This is a genomic window from Parahaemophilus parainfluenzae, assembly GCF_001055095.1.
Taxonomy (GTDB): Bacteria; Pseudomonadota; Gammaproteobacteria; order Enterobacterales; family Pasteurellaceae; genus Haemophilus_D; species Haemophilus_D parainfluenzae_Z.
The window spans coordinates 74,844-89,313 of sequence record NZ_JVHG01000010.1 but is presented as its reverse complement, the minus strand read 5'-3'; the positions used below and the strand labels follow the sequence as shown (position 1 = coordinate 89,313).

Annotated in this window: 12 protein-coding genes; 7 read left to right on the top strand and 5 right to left on the bottom strand. The window is 39.4% G+C overall.

The window, feature by feature from the left end; genetic code table 11:
* Positions 1 to 36: 36 nt before the first annotated feature.
* Complete coding sequence (locus ADA56_RS02425) at positions 37 to 969, top strand: bile acid:sodium symporter family protein (RefSeq protein ID WP_049365906.1); 933 nt, start codon at positions 37 to 39, stop codon at positions 967 to 969.
* 57 nt (positions 970 to 1,026) lie between these two features.
* Here ADA56_RS02425 and sppA read toward each other — a convergent pair whose 3' ends face one another.
* Positions 1,027 to 2,889: a signal peptide peptidase SppA gene (gene sppA, locus ADA56_RS02420; RefSeq protein ID WP_049369007.1), complete on the bottom strand. Its 1,863-nt coding sequence runs from the start codon at positions 2,887 to 2,889 to the stop codon at positions 1,027 to 1,029.
* Positions 2,890 to 2,999: 110 nt separating this feature from the next.
* Between sppA and ADA56_RS02415 the strand changes: the two genes are divergently transcribed.
* Positions 3,000 to 3,554: a nitroreductase family protein gene (locus ADA56_RS02415; protein ID WP_049365908.1), complete on the top strand. Its 555-nt coding sequence runs from the start codon at positions 3,000 to 3,002 to the stop codon at positions 3,552 to 3,554.
* 40 nt (positions 3,555 to 3,594) lie between these two features.
* Here ADA56_RS02415 and metX read toward each other — a convergent pair whose 3' ends face one another.
* Positions 3,595 to 4,680 carry a homoserine O-acetyltransferase MetX gene (gene metX, locus ADA56_RS02410; RefSeq protein ID WP_049365909.1) on the bottom strand — a complete coding sequence of 362 codons (1,086 nt, stop codon included), beginning with the start codon at positions 4,678 to 4,680 and terminating at the stop codon, positions 3,595 to 3,597.
* 157 nt (positions 4,681 to 4,837) lie between these two features.
* Between metX and ADA56_RS02405 the strand changes: the two genes are divergently transcribed.
* The 5 genes from ADA56_RS02405 (at position 4,838) to yedE (ending at position 10,423) form a co-directional block, all read left to right on the top strand.
* Entirely contained in the window at positions 4,838 to 5,536 is a 699-nt protein-coding gene (locus ADA56_RS02405; protein ID WP_049369006.1) for a SanA/YdcF family protein, read from the top strand.
* Between the two features lie 168 nt (positions 5,537 to 5,704).
* On the top strand, positions 5,705 to 7,057 hold the full coding sequence (lysC, locus tag ADA56_RS02400) for a lysine-sensitive aspartokinase 3 (RefSeq protein WP_049369005.1): 1,353 nt from the start codon (positions 5,705 to 5,707) through the stop codon (positions 7,055 to 7,057).
* A 129-nt stretch (positions 7,058 to 7,186) separates the two neighbouring features.
* Positions 7,187 to 8,485 carry an adenylosuccinate synthase gene (gene purA, locus ADA56_RS02395; protein ID WP_049369004.1) on the top strand — a complete coding sequence of 433 codons (1,299 nt, stop codon included), beginning with the start codon at positions 7,187 to 7,189 and terminating at the stop codon, positions 8,483 to 8,485.
* Between the two features lie 64 nt (positions 8,486 to 8,549).
* Positions 8,550 to 9,215: a DUF484 family protein gene (locus tag ADA56_RS02390; protein WP_049369003.1), complete on the top strand. Its 666-nt coding sequence runs from the start codon at positions 8,550 to 8,552 to the stop codon at positions 9,213 to 9,215.
* A 146-nt stretch (positions 9,216 to 9,361) separates the two neighbouring features.
* Complete coding sequence (gene yedE, locus ADA56_RS02385; protein ID WP_049369002.1) at positions 9,362 to 10,423, top strand: YedE family putative selenium transporter; 1,062 nt, start codon at positions 9,362 to 9,364, stop codon at positions 10,421 to 10,423.
* 93 nt (positions 10,424 to 10,516) lie between these two features.
* Here the strand turns inward: yedE and ilvN are convergent, their stop codons facing one another.
* The 3 genes from ilvN to fabB form a co-directional block, all read right to left on the bottom strand.
* Entirely contained in the window at positions 10,517 to 11,008 is a 492-nt protein-coding gene (gene ilvN / locus ADA56_RS02380; protein WP_005695880.1) for an acetolactate synthase small subunit, read from the bottom strand.
* Positions 11,008 to 12,732 carry an acetolactate synthase 3 large subunit gene (locus tag ADA56_RS02375; protein ID WP_049369001.1) on the bottom strand — a complete coding sequence of 575 codons (1,725 nt, stop codon included), beginning with the start codon at positions 12,730 to 12,732 and terminating at the stop codon, positions 11,008 to 11,010. Before ADA56_RS02375 ends, ilvN begins: the two co-directional genes overlap by 1 nt.
* A 371-nt stretch (positions 12,733 to 13,103) precedes the next feature.
* Complete coding sequence (gene fabB, locus ADA56_RS02370; protein ID WP_005698496.1) at positions 13,104 to 14,324, bottom strand: beta-ketoacyl-ACP synthase I; 1,221 nt, start codon at positions 14,322 to 14,324, stop codon at positions 13,104 to 13,106.
* Positions 14,325 to 14,470 lie beyond the last annotated feature (146 nt).

The window sequence follows — 14,470 nt, the reverse complement described above, 5'->3', positions numbered from 1 at the left end:
TCTTTTCATTCTTCTTAACAAAATAGGAAAGCAACTATGCAAGCATTATTAAAACTCACTAACTTTGTGAGCAAAACTTTCGCACTATGGGCGATTGTTTTTGCTCTTCTCGCCTTTCTCTTCCCTGAGCAATTCAAAATTTTTGCACCCTACATTCCTTACCTTTTAGGTTTAGTAATGTTTGGTATGGGAATTACCTTAACTTTTGCTGATTTCAGTGAAGTGGCTAAACATCCTAAATCGGTATTCATTGGTGTTGCAGGTCAATTTATCATTATGCCGGCCATCGCATTTGGATTAGCAAAAGCCTTTGATTTGCCAGCTGATTTAGCAGTTGGTGTGATTCTTGTGGGTTCTTGCCCGGGTGGTACGTCATCAAACGTAATGACTTATTTAGCAAAAGGTAACACCGCGCTTTCTGTTGCTTGTACGACAATCTCAACCTTACTTTCACCAGTATTGACCCCTGCTATTTTCTATGTGCTAGCAAGCCAATGGTTAGATATTGATGCAGGCGCAATGTTTATGTCTGTATTAAAAATGGTATTGTTCCCAATTTTCTTAGGTTTAGTTGTTCGAGCTCTCTTCAAAAAACAAGTGGAACAAGCAAGCCAAACTATGCCATTAGTCTCTGTTATTTCTATCGTATTAATCTTGGCAGCCGTTGTAGCAGTAAGTAAAGATAAAATTGTAGAATCAGGCCTATTAATTTTTAGCGTAGTGGTTTTACATAACTGCTTAGGTTATTTAATTGGGTACTTTGCGGCGAAATTATTTAAACTTAATACGGCAGACAGTAAAGCGGTGGCAATTGAAGTGGGTATGCAAAACTCAGGTTTAGGTGCTGCATTAGCTGCTGCACATTTCAATCCAATTGCAGCGGTACCAAGTGCTTTATTTAGTTTCTGGCACAATGTATCGGGTCCAATTTTGGCGAATATTTTCTCTAATATCAAAAATGAAAAATAAGTTAATTGGATAAAAAAAGGCGGAATATAATTTCCGCCCTTTTTTATACTTCACATATTACTTCACTGAACCGCAATTCAAACAATATAAATACTGCCCTTTCGGATCATTAAATTGAGTTAACACATTCAGTTGTTTTTTCACTTGATGTACTTCCTGTGGCAATCCCAACCAATTTGTCAGTAACGCTTGACCTTTTTGTTTAAGCTTGCGATCTAATTTAGCGAAGAAACTATTATCTTCATCAACCAACCATTGCACACTAAAATTATCCATGTATTTATCAGGATGTTGATTGACTAGTGCGACCGCTTTATCAATGGCTACATCAATATCACCTAATTCGTCCACTAAGCCGTTTTTCTGTGCATCTTGCCCTAGCCAAACTTGGCCCTGAGCAATTTTATCCACTTTTTCTTTTGATAATTGACGACCACGACTTACCACATCTAAGAAACGGTCATAACCGTTTTCGATACTAAGTTGATAAATATCCTGTGTATTCTTACTCAATGGACTTAATGCTGATGTTTCCGCGAGATCTGTTGTCGCCACACCATCGGTACTCATTCCCATTTTTTTGATCGTATTTTCAAAGGTTGGGAATAATGCAAAAATCCCGATTGAACCCGTAATCGTATTTTTATCCGCCACGATATAGTCAGCTGTTGAAGAAATCCAATAACCACCAGAAGCAGCCATGCCTCCCATTGATACTACAACAGGTTTGCCTGCTTTTTGAAGATTTTCCGTTTCCTGACGAATAATTTCAGAGGCAAATGCACTGCCACCCGGTGAGTTAACACGGAGAACAACTGCTTTTACTTTCTCATTATCGTAGGCTTGTCTCAATAATTTCGCGATGGTATCGCCGCCAGCTGATTCCTCATCGCTTTCACCATCAATAATCGTCCCTTCAACATTCACTACAGCAACGATATTTTTTTCATTTGGATCGACAGAGAAGCGATCGCCTAAATCAGATAAATAATCTTCAAAATCGACTAATTTGGCCTTGCCCTCCTCACCTTGGCCGAAAAGTGCGGTCAATTTTTTATCTAAATCCAATCTTGTCGCAAACTGTGTCACTAACTGACGTTTTTTCACATAAGCCGTTTCATCACCTTTTAACGCTTTTAAATCACTAATGTATTTTTGTGCATTCGGTAATACATCATTAGCGGTAATATGGCGATTAACCATTAGTGTTTGCATATAGTTTTGCCACATGCCACCAAGCCATTTTTGCATATTCGCTTTTGCTTCTGGCGACATATCATCACGCAAGAACGGTTCTACTGCGGACTTATAAGTCCCTACACGGAAAATATGTGGTGTGATTTCAAGTTTTTCGAGCATGGATTTAAAGTAAAGATTTTCCTGACGCAAACCTTGAATACCAACTTGCCCAATTGGATTGAGATAAATGTCATCCGCAAAACTCGCAAGGAAATATTGTGCCTGCGTGTAATTGTCAGCATAAGCAATAACCGGCTTTTCTGACTCTTTGAAACTTTGAATCGCTTTTCCTACATACTCTAATGATGGAAGATCCCCCCCTTCAAAGTCATTTAAATTCAACACTAAACCACGAATTCGTTCATCATCTTTCGCAGATAAAATGCTTTGTACCACATCAAACGTAGAATATTTATACGAGACCTTTTCATTATTTAAACGTTGAAATTCCTCTTGCCAACTCAGCATATCTTCCGTGTTATCTGCAAGATAGCCTGTTAAATTTAAATATAATGCGCCTTGATCGCCCGATAAAACTTGGCTTTTCTTACCATCACTAAAAAGGCTGACAAGCACAATCAACGCTAAAACAAACAGTAAGAACACAAAATTCATCACAAGATTTCGGATAAAATTGAACGCTTTACAACAAAATTTCAATACGCTTAAGATGACATTCATGCGAAATTAAACCTTTAAAACAGAAATAAAAATTGTGCGTAGCCTATCATAAAGTCCTATGAAAAACTATGCTATAATCAACCGCACTTAACTAGAAGAAGGAAAATACTATGGATGCATTAACCCTTTTAACACAACGCAAATCGAATAAAAAATTAACTGCACCCGCACCAAGCCAAGTGCAATTAGAACAAATGTTTCAAGCCGCTTTACATGCACCTGATCATGGTAAACTTGAGCCTTATCATTTCGTGGTAATCCAAGGCACAGGTTTAAGTAAATTGGAAAGCTTGCTCAAAGCGGCGGTGACTGAATTTGATTTAGGTGAAGAACGATTAAAAAAAGCAGAAAATTTTGCACGCCGTGCGCCGATGGTCATTGCGGTGATTGCTAAAATTAATCATGAAGTTAAAAAAGTACCAGGTTGGGAACAAATGCTTACTGCAGGTGCAGCAACTTATGCGATTCAACTTGCGGGCAATGCATTGGGTTTTGAAAGTTTTTGGGCAACTGGTCCTCTCGTTGAGGGACGTGAATTACGTGAAGCATTTGGTTGTGACAAAAATGATAAGATCGTTGCCTTATTACAAATTGGTACCGCAGCTGAAAAATTAGAAAGAGACTGTAAACCAAAAGATTTATCACGTTTTGTGAGCCATCTATAAAGATCAAAAAAGGCGGAGATTTCCGCCTTTTCTATTCATGTTATTCAAACTCGCCTTCTAATCCACTTCGGATTTTATTTTCAAACGCTGTATAGTCCACTAAAAACGCATCGTGACCATAATCCGATGGGAATTCGTAGAATCTTAAATCCACGCCTGCTTGCTCTAAAAGCTGTTTACTTTTATGCAAATCAATGGATTTAAATAGTTGATCTGTTGTCACTGAAACCAATGTATAGCAGGCTTTAATTCGAGATAAGGCTTCTTTGACATCCGTATACCCTACGCTAGGATCATACAGATCAAGAGCACGCAATAAATGCAAATAGGTGTTAGCATCAAAACGCTCTAAGAATTTTTTACCTTGATAACTCAAATAGGATTCCACTTGAAAGTGATCACCCCAAAATTGTCCTTCAGATTTAGTCGCTCGTCCAAATGCCTTGGCTAACTGTACATCTGTCCGATAAGTTAACATTCCCAACATACGAGCAATAGAAAGACCTTGATTAGGCGGTGTCCCTTCATAATAATCACCATTATTAAAATTCGGATCATTAATGACAGCCTGACGCATCACATGATTAAACCCAATAGCTTCTGCACTGAAGAAAATCGAAGAGCAAAGATTCACAATATTATCCATAAAATCCGGATAATCAATTGCCCATTGTGTAGCTTGCATACCGCCAAAAGAGCCGCCCACTATCGCTTTTAGATGTGTTATACCGAGATAGTCAAGTAACGCTTTTTGTACTTTGATAATATCTTGAACAATAATATTGGGGAACTGACTACCATAAGGTTTTCCCGTAGTGGGATTAATTGAGCTTGGTCCCGTTGTTCCTTTACAACCGCCTAATACATTTGAACAAATGAAAAAATATTTAGATGTGTCAAATGCGAGGCCATCCCCCATAAAATTTTGCCACCAACCATCTTTATTCGGTTCATCAAAATAAGGTTCTGCATCTCCCGTTAAGGCATGACAAATCAATACAGCATTGCTTTTATCTGCATTTAAAGTCCCGTAAGTTTGATACGCGACATTGATAGGCGAAAGCTGCCCACCCAATGTTAATTGGAGGGGATTGTCTTGAAAAAGCACGACATTTTGCACAGCCATTAAAATGATAACCTTTTACGTTGATGATTTAACAATTATCAACAGCTCATGTTTTTTGTCAAGAAATTTTAGACGTTTAGACGTCTAAATATTTCCTTATCAATTTGGTAGACAAATTACACTTGAAATTATTTTGATTTTTCAGTATGTTAGCCATATGCAACTATCCAAAATGCGGTTAAAAATGACCGCACTTTCATGGCTCTCTCGCCTTCCGCTGAAAAAACTCCTCGGCTACGCTTTGGGGTTAGGTTTACTCGTCTTGATTGGTTGCTTCACCATTGATCGTGCTATTAGTTTCTATGTACAAGATCGCGTTTATGAAGACGTTGAAACGCTCCCACATCGCCACTATGCATTAGTATTGGGCACATCCAAATATGTCGCCAAAGGTAAAACCAACAAATATTACGACTACCGTTTGGAAGCATCAAAATACTTAATCGATCAAAATAAAGTTGATTATTTACTGCTAAGTGGTGATAACCGCACGCTTCAATATAACGAGCCTCGTACCATGTTTTTGGACCTACGTAAAATGGGCGTGTCTGAAAGCGTTATGTTTAAAGATTTTGCAGGATTCCGCACCTTAGACTCTGTTGTGCGAGCAAATAAAGTTTTCCAAGTTCCCTCCTTTACGATCATCAGTCAAAAATTCCATTGTGAACGTGCTCTGCTTATTGCTAAACATTATGATATTGATGCCATTTGTTTCACCGCGAAACAGCCAGAAGTTTATTTTGGGACGCGTGTCCGCGAAATGTTTGCTCGCGTGAAAGCCGTATTAGACTTAATCATCGGGGTAAAACCTTATTTTCTTGGCACGCCAGAACCGTTACCAATGCCTACTGAATAGTTAACTATTCTTTAATTTTTACCCTGTTTAATCAAAAAAGATCTAAATAAAAAGATTTTTATACGATTTTTTATCATATTTATTTGACAATTTTTACTTAAATCGCTATTTCTAATAGCCATCATAAAACACAATATCTTACTTTTTTTCATTTTAGAGGATTATCTTATGTCTCATTTATCGGTAGCAAAATTTGGTGGTACATCCGTCGCGAACTATTCCGCTATGCAAGCTTGTGCCAAAATCGTCATTGCAGATCCTAATACTCGCGTTGTCGTGCTTTCTGCATCAGCTGGTGTAACAAACTTATTAGTTGCCTTAGCCAATGGTGTAGAAGCAGAAGAGCGCGCGAAATTAATTGGTGAAGTCCGCCAAATTCAAGAAAACATTTTAAATGAATTAAAAGACGACAGCCGTGTTCGCCCTGTCATTGAAAAATACTTAGAAAATATTACCGCGCTTTCTGAAGCAGCTAGCCTTGCAACATCACTTGCTTTAACTGATGAGCTCATTAGCCACGGTGAAATGATGTCAACGCAAATTTTCATTGAAGTATTAAGAGAATTACAAGCTTCTGCAACTTGGGTTGATGTACGTACTTTAGTGGCAACTAATGATAACTTTGGTAAAGCTGCACCAGATGATGCACAAACTCAAGCGAACTGCGATAATTTATTAAAACCATTAATCGACCGCGGTGAATTAGTTATCACTCAAGGCTTTATCGGTCGTGAACCGGGTGGTAAAACCACAACGTTAGGCCGTGGTGGTAGTGACTACTCTGCTGCACTTTTAGCAGAAGTATTAAACGCAAAAGACGTCTTAATTTGGACTGATGTGGCGGGAATTTATACGACCGATCCACGTATCGTACCAAATGCACAACGTATTGATACCATGAGCTTTGCTGAAGCAGCTGAAATGGCAACCTTTGGGGCGAAAGTATTACACCCTGCGACATTGCTTCCTGCTGTGCGTAGTAATATCCCTGTTTATGTAGGTTCAAGTAAAGCACCAGAAGCTGGCGGCACTTGGGTTACTCGTGATCCGCAACCTCGCCCAACATTCCGTGCAATTGCATTACGTCGCGATCAAACCCTACTAACCCTTTCAAGTCTCAGTATGCTACATGCACAAGGCTTCTTAGCGAATGTATTCACTATCTTAGCGAAATATAAAATTTCTGTGGATACGATCACAACTTCTGAAGTAAGCATTGCATTAACCTTAGATAAAACGGGCTCTGCTTCATCTGGTGTAGAATTACTTTCTCCTGAATTATTAGAAGAATTAAGCCAATACTGCACCGTGAAAGTGGATACAGGCTTATCGCTTGTCGCATTAATTGGAAATGACTTACACCTCGCTTCAGGTGTGGCAAAACGTATTTTTGACACTCTTGAAGGCTATAACATTCGCATGATTAGCTATGGTGCAAGCACGAATAACATTTGTATGCTAGCACATAGTGACAAAGCAGATGATGTGGTTCGTTCATTACACAAATCATTGTTTGAATAAAAAATTTACTAAAAGTGCGGTTAAAAATAACCGCACTTTTTTACGTTTAAAATTTGAGATTACGAGCAAAAAAGAGTAAAGTAATCGTTTGTCTGATTTATAAACTTACGCAAACTTAAGGCGGAAATTATGGGAAAAAGTGTTGTTGTTCTTGGCGCTCAGTGGGGCGATGAAGGGAAAGGCAAGATCGTTGATTTATTAACAGATCGCGTTAAATATGTGGTGCGTTACCAAGGTGGTCATAACGCAGGTCACACTTTAATTATTAATGGTGAGAAAACCGTATTACGCTTAATTCCATCAGGTATTTTACGTGATAACGTGACCTGTTTAATCGGTAACGGCGTGGTGCTTTCTCCTGCTGCATTAATGCAAGAAATGGGCGAATTAGAAAGCCGTGGTGTAAAAGTACGTGAACGTTTATTAATTTCAGAAGCTTGTCCATTAATCCTACCTTATCACGTTGCAATGGATCACGCTCGTGAAGCTGCATTAGGTAAAAAAGCCATTGGTACAACCGGTCGTGGTATCGGCCCTGCTTATGAAGATAAAGTAGCTCGTCGTGGTTTACGCGTGGGTGATTTATTCAATCGCGAAGCCTTTGCTGAAAAATTAAAAAATATCCTTGAATACTATAATTTCCAATTGGTGAACTACTACAAAGTAGAACCTGTTGATTATCAAAAAACATTAGACGACGTGTTCACAGTAGCCGATATTATTACTGGCATGGTGGCAGATATTACAACCATCTTAGACACCGCTCGTAAAAATGGCGACAACATCCTGTTCGAAGGTGCACAAGGCACCATGCTTGATATCGACCACGGTACCTATCCTTATGTAACCAGTTCTAACACTACTGCTGGTGGCGTAGCGACAGGCTCCGGTTTCGGTCCTCGTAACCTTGATTATGTGTTAGGTATCATCAAAGCATACTGTACACGTGTTGGTGGCGGTCCATTCACCACTGAATTATTCGATGAAACCGGTGCTGAAATTGCTCGTAAAGGTAACGAATTTGGTGCAGTAACTGGTCGTCCACGTCGTTGTGGTTGGTTTGATGCTGTAGCGATTCGCCGCGCAATTCAACTTAACTCAATTTCTGGTTTCTGCATGACCAAATTAGACGTATTAGATGGCTTCGATGAAGTGAAAATCTGTACGGCTTATAAAATGCCAAATGGCGAAATCGTTGAATACGCTCCATTAGCAGCGAAAGATTGGGAAGGCGTAGAACCAATTTACGAAACCTTACCAGGCTGGAAAGAAAACACCTTTGGTGTGACTGATGTAAATAAATTACCGCAAACTTGTCATAATTACATCAAACGTATCGAAGAAGTAACTGGTGTGCCAGTCGCTATCCTTTCAACGGGTCCAGATCGTGTTCAAACAATGATTTTACGCGATCCATTTGCGGCCTAAAACCGCATAAAAATAAACCGCACTTTGGCATAACCAAGTGCGGTTATTTTTTAAGGAGTTTTTGATGACTGAACAAGATATTGCAGACTACCTAAAAAATCACCCTGATTTTTTTACCCATCGACCAGAACTGCTTCAACAGCTTACTATTCCACATAGCCATGAAGAAGGGACAATTTCGTTAGTCGAAGCACAACTTGCTCAGCAACGAGAACAAATCAAAACGCTTACTCAACTCCTCGAAAAATTTCATCAGCTTGCGCATCAAGAAGCAGATATCTTCTTTGCCCTCTTACCTTTGCAAAAAAAACTATTTCAAGCAGAGAACTTTATTGCCATCAATGAAAAGTTGGATGACTGGGCAAAAGGCTATGAACTAGAAGGTGCCAAAATCTTACTTTTCACTGACAGCTGGCAAAAAAATAACACCATACCTGAACAACACTGGCTAGACCGAAAAGCCTTTGAACTCATTCGCTTAGAGCGTATGGGTTTACGCCAATTCTATTTAGGCGATCTCTCCAATAAAGAAAAAGCCCTCATGTTCCTTCCCGAAGAACTCCCTATCGGATCTGTGGCGATTTGCCGTTTAGGTGGAACATCTCAAAAACCAACCGCACTTTTACTCTTCAAATCTCGAGACACTGACCGTTTCCATAACGACCAAGACACCACATTCCTTCGACATTTAGTTGATATTGTGGAATTACATTTGGGAAGATGGATTTAGACGTTATTAATATCAAATTATTGATCCTGCTCACAATTTCAAAAAAATAAACTTTCTTTATTTTTCAAGTCTTTCTACAATACCTTTGTTTTTATTATTAAAAACACACAATTCAATTTAACTTCAGATATCACAAGGGTCTAATTATGAAAATTTTAACTTGGCCTGTGGTTGCAGGTGCTGCACTTGGTATCGTTGCGCCACTTCTCACTTATAATGGCAATCCTGGTAATATGGGATTTTGTGCGGCTTGTTTCTTACGCGATACAGCAGGATCGCTTGGACTACACCACGCTGCCCCATTGCAATACCTCCGCCCAGAACTCATTGGATTAGTTTTAGGAGCACTCGCCAGTGCATTCTTATCTAAGGAATTTAAACCTCGTGGTGGCTCTGCCCCACTTGCTCGTATTAGCTTAGGCTTTTTTGCGATGCTTGGTGCACTCATTTTCTTAGGTTGTCCATGGCGTGCTTATTTACGATTAGGCGGCGGTGATCTCACTGCAATTGCAGGTATCGTAGGATTGTTTGCTGGCATATTGGGTGGCATTTTCTTCGCAAATCGAGGATTCTCATTAGGTAAATCTAAGGAACAAAGCCAATCTTCAGGTTTAATTGGTCCAATTTTTGCCGTGATTTTGCTTGTTTTAGCCTTAACCCAATTTAAATTTGGTGAAAATCTCGCGATTTACACCTCAGAAAAAGGCCCTGGTGCACAACATGCGGCCATTTGGATGTCACTTGCTGGCGGATTACTTCTCGGTGTGCTAATGCAAAAATCACGTTTTTGCACAATTGGGGCATTCCGAAACTTTGTTCTCTTCCGTGATGCGCATTTATTAAACGGTGTGATTGCATTGATTGTCTTTGCAGCAATAACCAATGCCTTACTAGGTCAATTCCATTTAGGCTTTGAAAAACAACCTATCGCGCATAATGACTATCTCTACAATTTCCTTTCTATGGCACTTTGCGGACTTTGCTTTGCATTAGGTGGAGGTTGTCCAGGCAAACAGCTAGTCAATATTGGTGAAGGAAATAATGACTCAGCATTATTTGTACTCGGTATGTTACTGGGCGCAGCAGCGGCACATAACTTTGGTTTCGCGGCTGCCCCTACTGGCGTTCCAACCTTTACGCCTTATGTTTTACTTGCTGGCTTTGTGGTTTGCTTATATATCGCATTAACCAATAAATCGGAAGCTTAACATTCATTCAGAATAAACAAAAAGGAAGCCAATCATGACTTCCTTTTTTCGTTTTCAAAAGTGCGGTCATTTTTAACCGCACTTTCGAGATCATTAGAGAATATTTTTCTCGCCACGGGAAAGGCTAATTAAGCCAGAACGAACAATCTCAAGTAATGTACTTTCTTCCTTCACTGCTTCAACAAAAGCATCTAATTTGTCTTTTGTACCCGTTAATTGAATGGTGTAGGATTTTGTTGTTACATCTACAATCTGACCACGGAAGATATCGGCTAAACGTTTTAACTCATCACGTGATGACCCCGTTGCACGTACTTTCACTAACAACACTTCACGCTCAACGTGTTCATGTTCACTCAAGTTAATAACTTTAAACACATCCACTAATTTGTGAAGTTGCTTTTCAATTTGTTCAAGCACTTGCTCATCACCCACCGCCTCAATCGTCATACGAGAAAGCGTTGGATCATCAGTTGGTGCCACAGTTAAGCTTTCAATGTTAAATGCACGTTGGGAAAACAAGCCGACCACACGAGATAATGCACCGGATTCATTTTCTAATAAAACAGATAAAATTCTACGCATTATTCTTTCTCCTCTTGTGGTTTGCTTAAAATCATCTCATTCATCGCCCCGCCGCGAACTTGCATTGGGTAAACGTGTTCGGTTTCATCAACATTAATATCAACAAAGACCAATTTATTTTTAATACTGAAGGCTTCTTGTAATTTACTTTCTAGTTCATCTGGTGTCGAAATTTGAATGCCCACATGACCATAAGATTCAGCTAACTTCACGAAATCCGGTAAAGAATTCATATAAGTTTGAGAATGGCGGCCAGAGTAAATCAAATCTTGCCATTGTTTTACCATGCCTAAGAAGTGGTTGTTCAAACAAATCACTACAACAGGAATACCATATTGTGTTGCTGTTGAAAGCTCTTGGATATTCATTTGAATACTGCCATCACCCGTTACACAAACCACGGTTGCTTCAGGATGCGCAAGTTTTACCCCTAATGCAGCCGGTAAACCGAAGCCCATGGTACCTGCGCCACCCGAGTTGATCCAACGGCGTGGTAAATCAAACGGATAATGTAATGCGGCAAACATTTGGTGTTGTCCTACATCCGATGCCACATAAGCTTGACCTTTTGTAATACGATACACGGCTTCCATCACTTGCTGTGGTTTGATGACGCCAGAAGTGCGGTCGAAATCCAAGCATTTTTTCGCTTTCCATTCATCGATTTGTTTCCACCAATCTTCTAATTGGTTTTGTGGGCGTGAACCGATTTCTTCACCTAATAAGCTTAAGAACTCATCCAATACATTTTTCGCGTTACCTACAATTGGAATCGCAACAGGGACGTTTTTAGAAATAGAGGTTGGGTCAATATCAATCTGAATCACTTTTGCATTCGGGCAATATTTATCTAAGTTGTTAGTAGTACGGTCATCAAAACGAACGCCAACACCAAGGATTAAATCACTTTCATGCATCGCTGTATTGGCTTCATAAGTTCCGTGCATCCCAAGCATACCTAAGAATTGTTTATCGGTACTTGGATACACACCTAACCCCATTAATGATGAGGTAACCGGTAAATTTAAACGTTGTGCAAATTGTGTTAATTCTTCATGACAGCCTGCAGCAACTGCACCACCACCTACGAATAAAACCGGTTTTTTAGCCACTAATAATGCTTTTAACGCTTTCTTAATTTGACCTTTGTGACCGTTTACCGTTGGATTATAAGAACGAAGCTCAACAGATTTTGGATATTCGTAAGGATATTTTAAAGTTGGGTTGACTGTATCTTTTGGAATATCTACGACAACGGGACCTGGACGGCCTGTTGAAGCAATATAAAAGGCTTTTTTCAAAATCCCCGGAATGTCTTCTGCTTTCTTAACAATAAAGCTGTGTTTAACCACTGGGCGAGAAATCCCCACCATATCACATTCTTGGAACGCATCACGGCCAATTAAGCTACTCATTACCTGACCTGAAATGATCACCATTGGTACAGAATCAGTATAAGCGGTCAAAATCCCCGTAATCGCATTGGTTGCACCTGGACCAGATGTCACTAACACACAACCTACTTTACCGGTCGCTCGTGCATAACCATCAGCCATATGCACCGCAGCTTGCTCATGACGGACTAAAATATGTTCAATCCCACCAAGGGTATGGATTGCATCATAAATATCCAATACGGCACCGCCTGGATAACCAAATAAATACTCAACGCCTTCGTCACGCAAAGACTGAACCACCATTTCCGCACCGGATAATTTCTTCATATTTTACTCCTAAAACTGACCGCACTTTTATTACTACGATTCGTTGTCAAAACAATAGAACCATCATACCGAAAGAAAACAACTTGTCTAGCATTGCAAAAGTCTAAAAAAACAAATTTAAAAGCATTAAAATCTACAAAAATTAATAAATAAAGTTTTAAATAAAGATTAAAGTCAAAAAACAAAGAGAATTGCATTTTTATATAGAGTTTTATAAAAATAAAAAAATTTTATTCTTTTGTTCAGAAATTTGAACTAGATCACATTTTAAATGTTATTTTCTCTGATAAGCGGGAGGAAAAGAATTGATAATAAGAAAAAAACCGCACTTGGAAGCTCCAAAGTGCGGTTAGATTTTATGAGTTTTTTAATTAGCCGTTATAGCGTTTGAACACTAAAGTCGCGTTTGTACCGCCGAAACCAAAGCTGTTTGACATTACAGTTTGTAAGCCCGCATTTTCTTTTGTTTCAGTCACGATATTGCAGCCTTCTGCCGCCTCGTCTAATGTTTCGATATTAATGCTTGGTGCAATAAAGTCATTGTGTAGCATTAATAAGGTATAAATTGCTTCGTGTGCACCTGCAGCACCTAAAGAGTGACCAGTCATTGATTTGGTTGAAGAAATCGCTGGGATTTTGTCACCAAATACATTTTTGATTGCACCTAATTCTTTTACGTCACCAACTGGTGTTGATGTACCGTGTACGTTGATGTAATCAATTGGAGTATCTACCGTTGCCATTGCTTGTTTCATACAACGCTCTGCACCTTCACCGCTTGGCGCTACCATGTCGTAACCATCAGAGGTTGCACCATAACCCACGATTTCTGCGTAGATTTTTGCACCACGTGCTAATGCGTGTTCTAATTCTTCAACAACGACAACTGCACCACCACCTGCGATAACGAAACCATCACGGTTTGCATCGTAAGCACGAGAAGCTTTTTCCGGAGTATCATTGTATTTAGTTGAAACGGCACCCATTGCATCGAATTCAGTTGCACATTCCCAAGATAATTCTTCCGCACCACCTGCGAAAACTACATCTTGTTTACCCAATTGGATTAACTCAACTGCGTGACCGATACAGTGTGCAGACGTTGCACAAGCAGAACTAATTGAGTAGTTCACACCACGGATTTTGTAAGGGGTTGCTAAACAAGCTGACACACTTGATGCCATGGTTTTAGTTACTGCATAAGGACCAATTGCTTTCACACCGCGTGGACCACGTACTGCATCACAAGCCACTAATTGGTTGTGTGCTGAACCGGTACCTGCACCGATTACAAGACCTGTACGGTCATTTGAAACTTGATCTTCTGTTAAACCTGAATCTTCAATTGCTTCACGCATAGAAAGGTATGCATAAGCTGCTGCATCACCCATAAAACGATACACTTTACGATCGATGTGCTCGCTTGGATCAAGTTTGATTGTGCCCGCAACATGGCTACGCATTTTCATTTCAACAAACTCAGGCACGACTTCAATACCAGATTTACCTGCTTTTAATGAAGCCAAAACTTCTTCTTTGTTGTTACCGATACTTGAAATAATACCAAAACCAGTAATTACAGCTCTTTTCATTCTTTATTCCTTATGATTTAGGGGAAATTTAATTCAACTTACAGTTGTTAGCTGAACGCAATTTACTATGAAATGAAAATATTGCAAGCAATAATTCATTTGTTCGACCAGTTAAGTTTTAACCGACTCAAAATTTCCGTGCTATT

Bases quoted from the DNA above. Each gene is read 5' to 3' on its own strand.
- sppA (WP_049369007.1), bottom strand. From the start codon at position 2,889: ATGAATGTCATCTTAAGCGTATTGAAATTTTGTTGTAAAGCGTTCAAT.
- ADA56_RS02375 (WP_049369001.1), bottom strand. From the start codon at position 12,732: ATGAAGAAATTATCCGGTGCGGAAATGGTGGTTCAGTCTTTGCGTGAC.
- ADA56_RS02425 (WP_049365906.1), top strand. From the start codon at position 37: ATGCAAGCATTATTAAAACTCACTAACTTTGTGAGCAAAACTTTCGCA.
- ilvN (WP_005695880.1), bottom strand. From the start codon at position 11,008: ATGCGTAGAATTTTATCTGTTTTATTAGAAAATGAATCCGGTGCATTA.
- metX (WP_049365909.1), bottom strand. From the start codon at position 4,680: ATGGCTGTGCAAAATGTCGTGCTTTTTCAAGACAATCCCCTCCAATTA.
- ADA56_RS02415 (WP_049365908.1), top strand. From the start codon at position 3,000: ATGGATGCATTAACCCTTTTAACACAACGCAAATCGAATAAAAAATTA.
- fabB (WP_005698496.1), bottom strand. From the start codon at position 14,324: ATGAAAAGAGCTGTAATTACTGGTTTTGGTATTATTTCAAGTATCGGT.
- purA (WP_049369004.1), top strand. From the start codon at position 7,187: ATGGGAAAAAGTGTTGTTGTTCTTGGCGCTCAGTGGGGCGATGAAGGG.
- lysC (WP_049369005.1), top strand. From the start codon at position 5,705: ATGTCTCATTTATCGGTAGCAAAATTTGGTGGTACATCCGTCGCGAAC.
- yedE (WP_049369002.1), top strand. From the start codon at position 9,362: ATGAAAATTTTAACTTGGCCTGTGGTTGCAGGTGCTGCACTTGGTATC.
- ADA56_RS02405 (WP_049369006.1), top strand. From the start codon at position 4,838: ATGCAACTATCCAAAATGCGGTTAAAAATGACCGCACTTTCATGGCTC.
- ADA56_RS02390 (WP_049369003.1), top strand. From the start codon at position 8,550: ATGACTGAACAAGATATTGCAGACTACCTAAAAAATCACCCTGATTTT.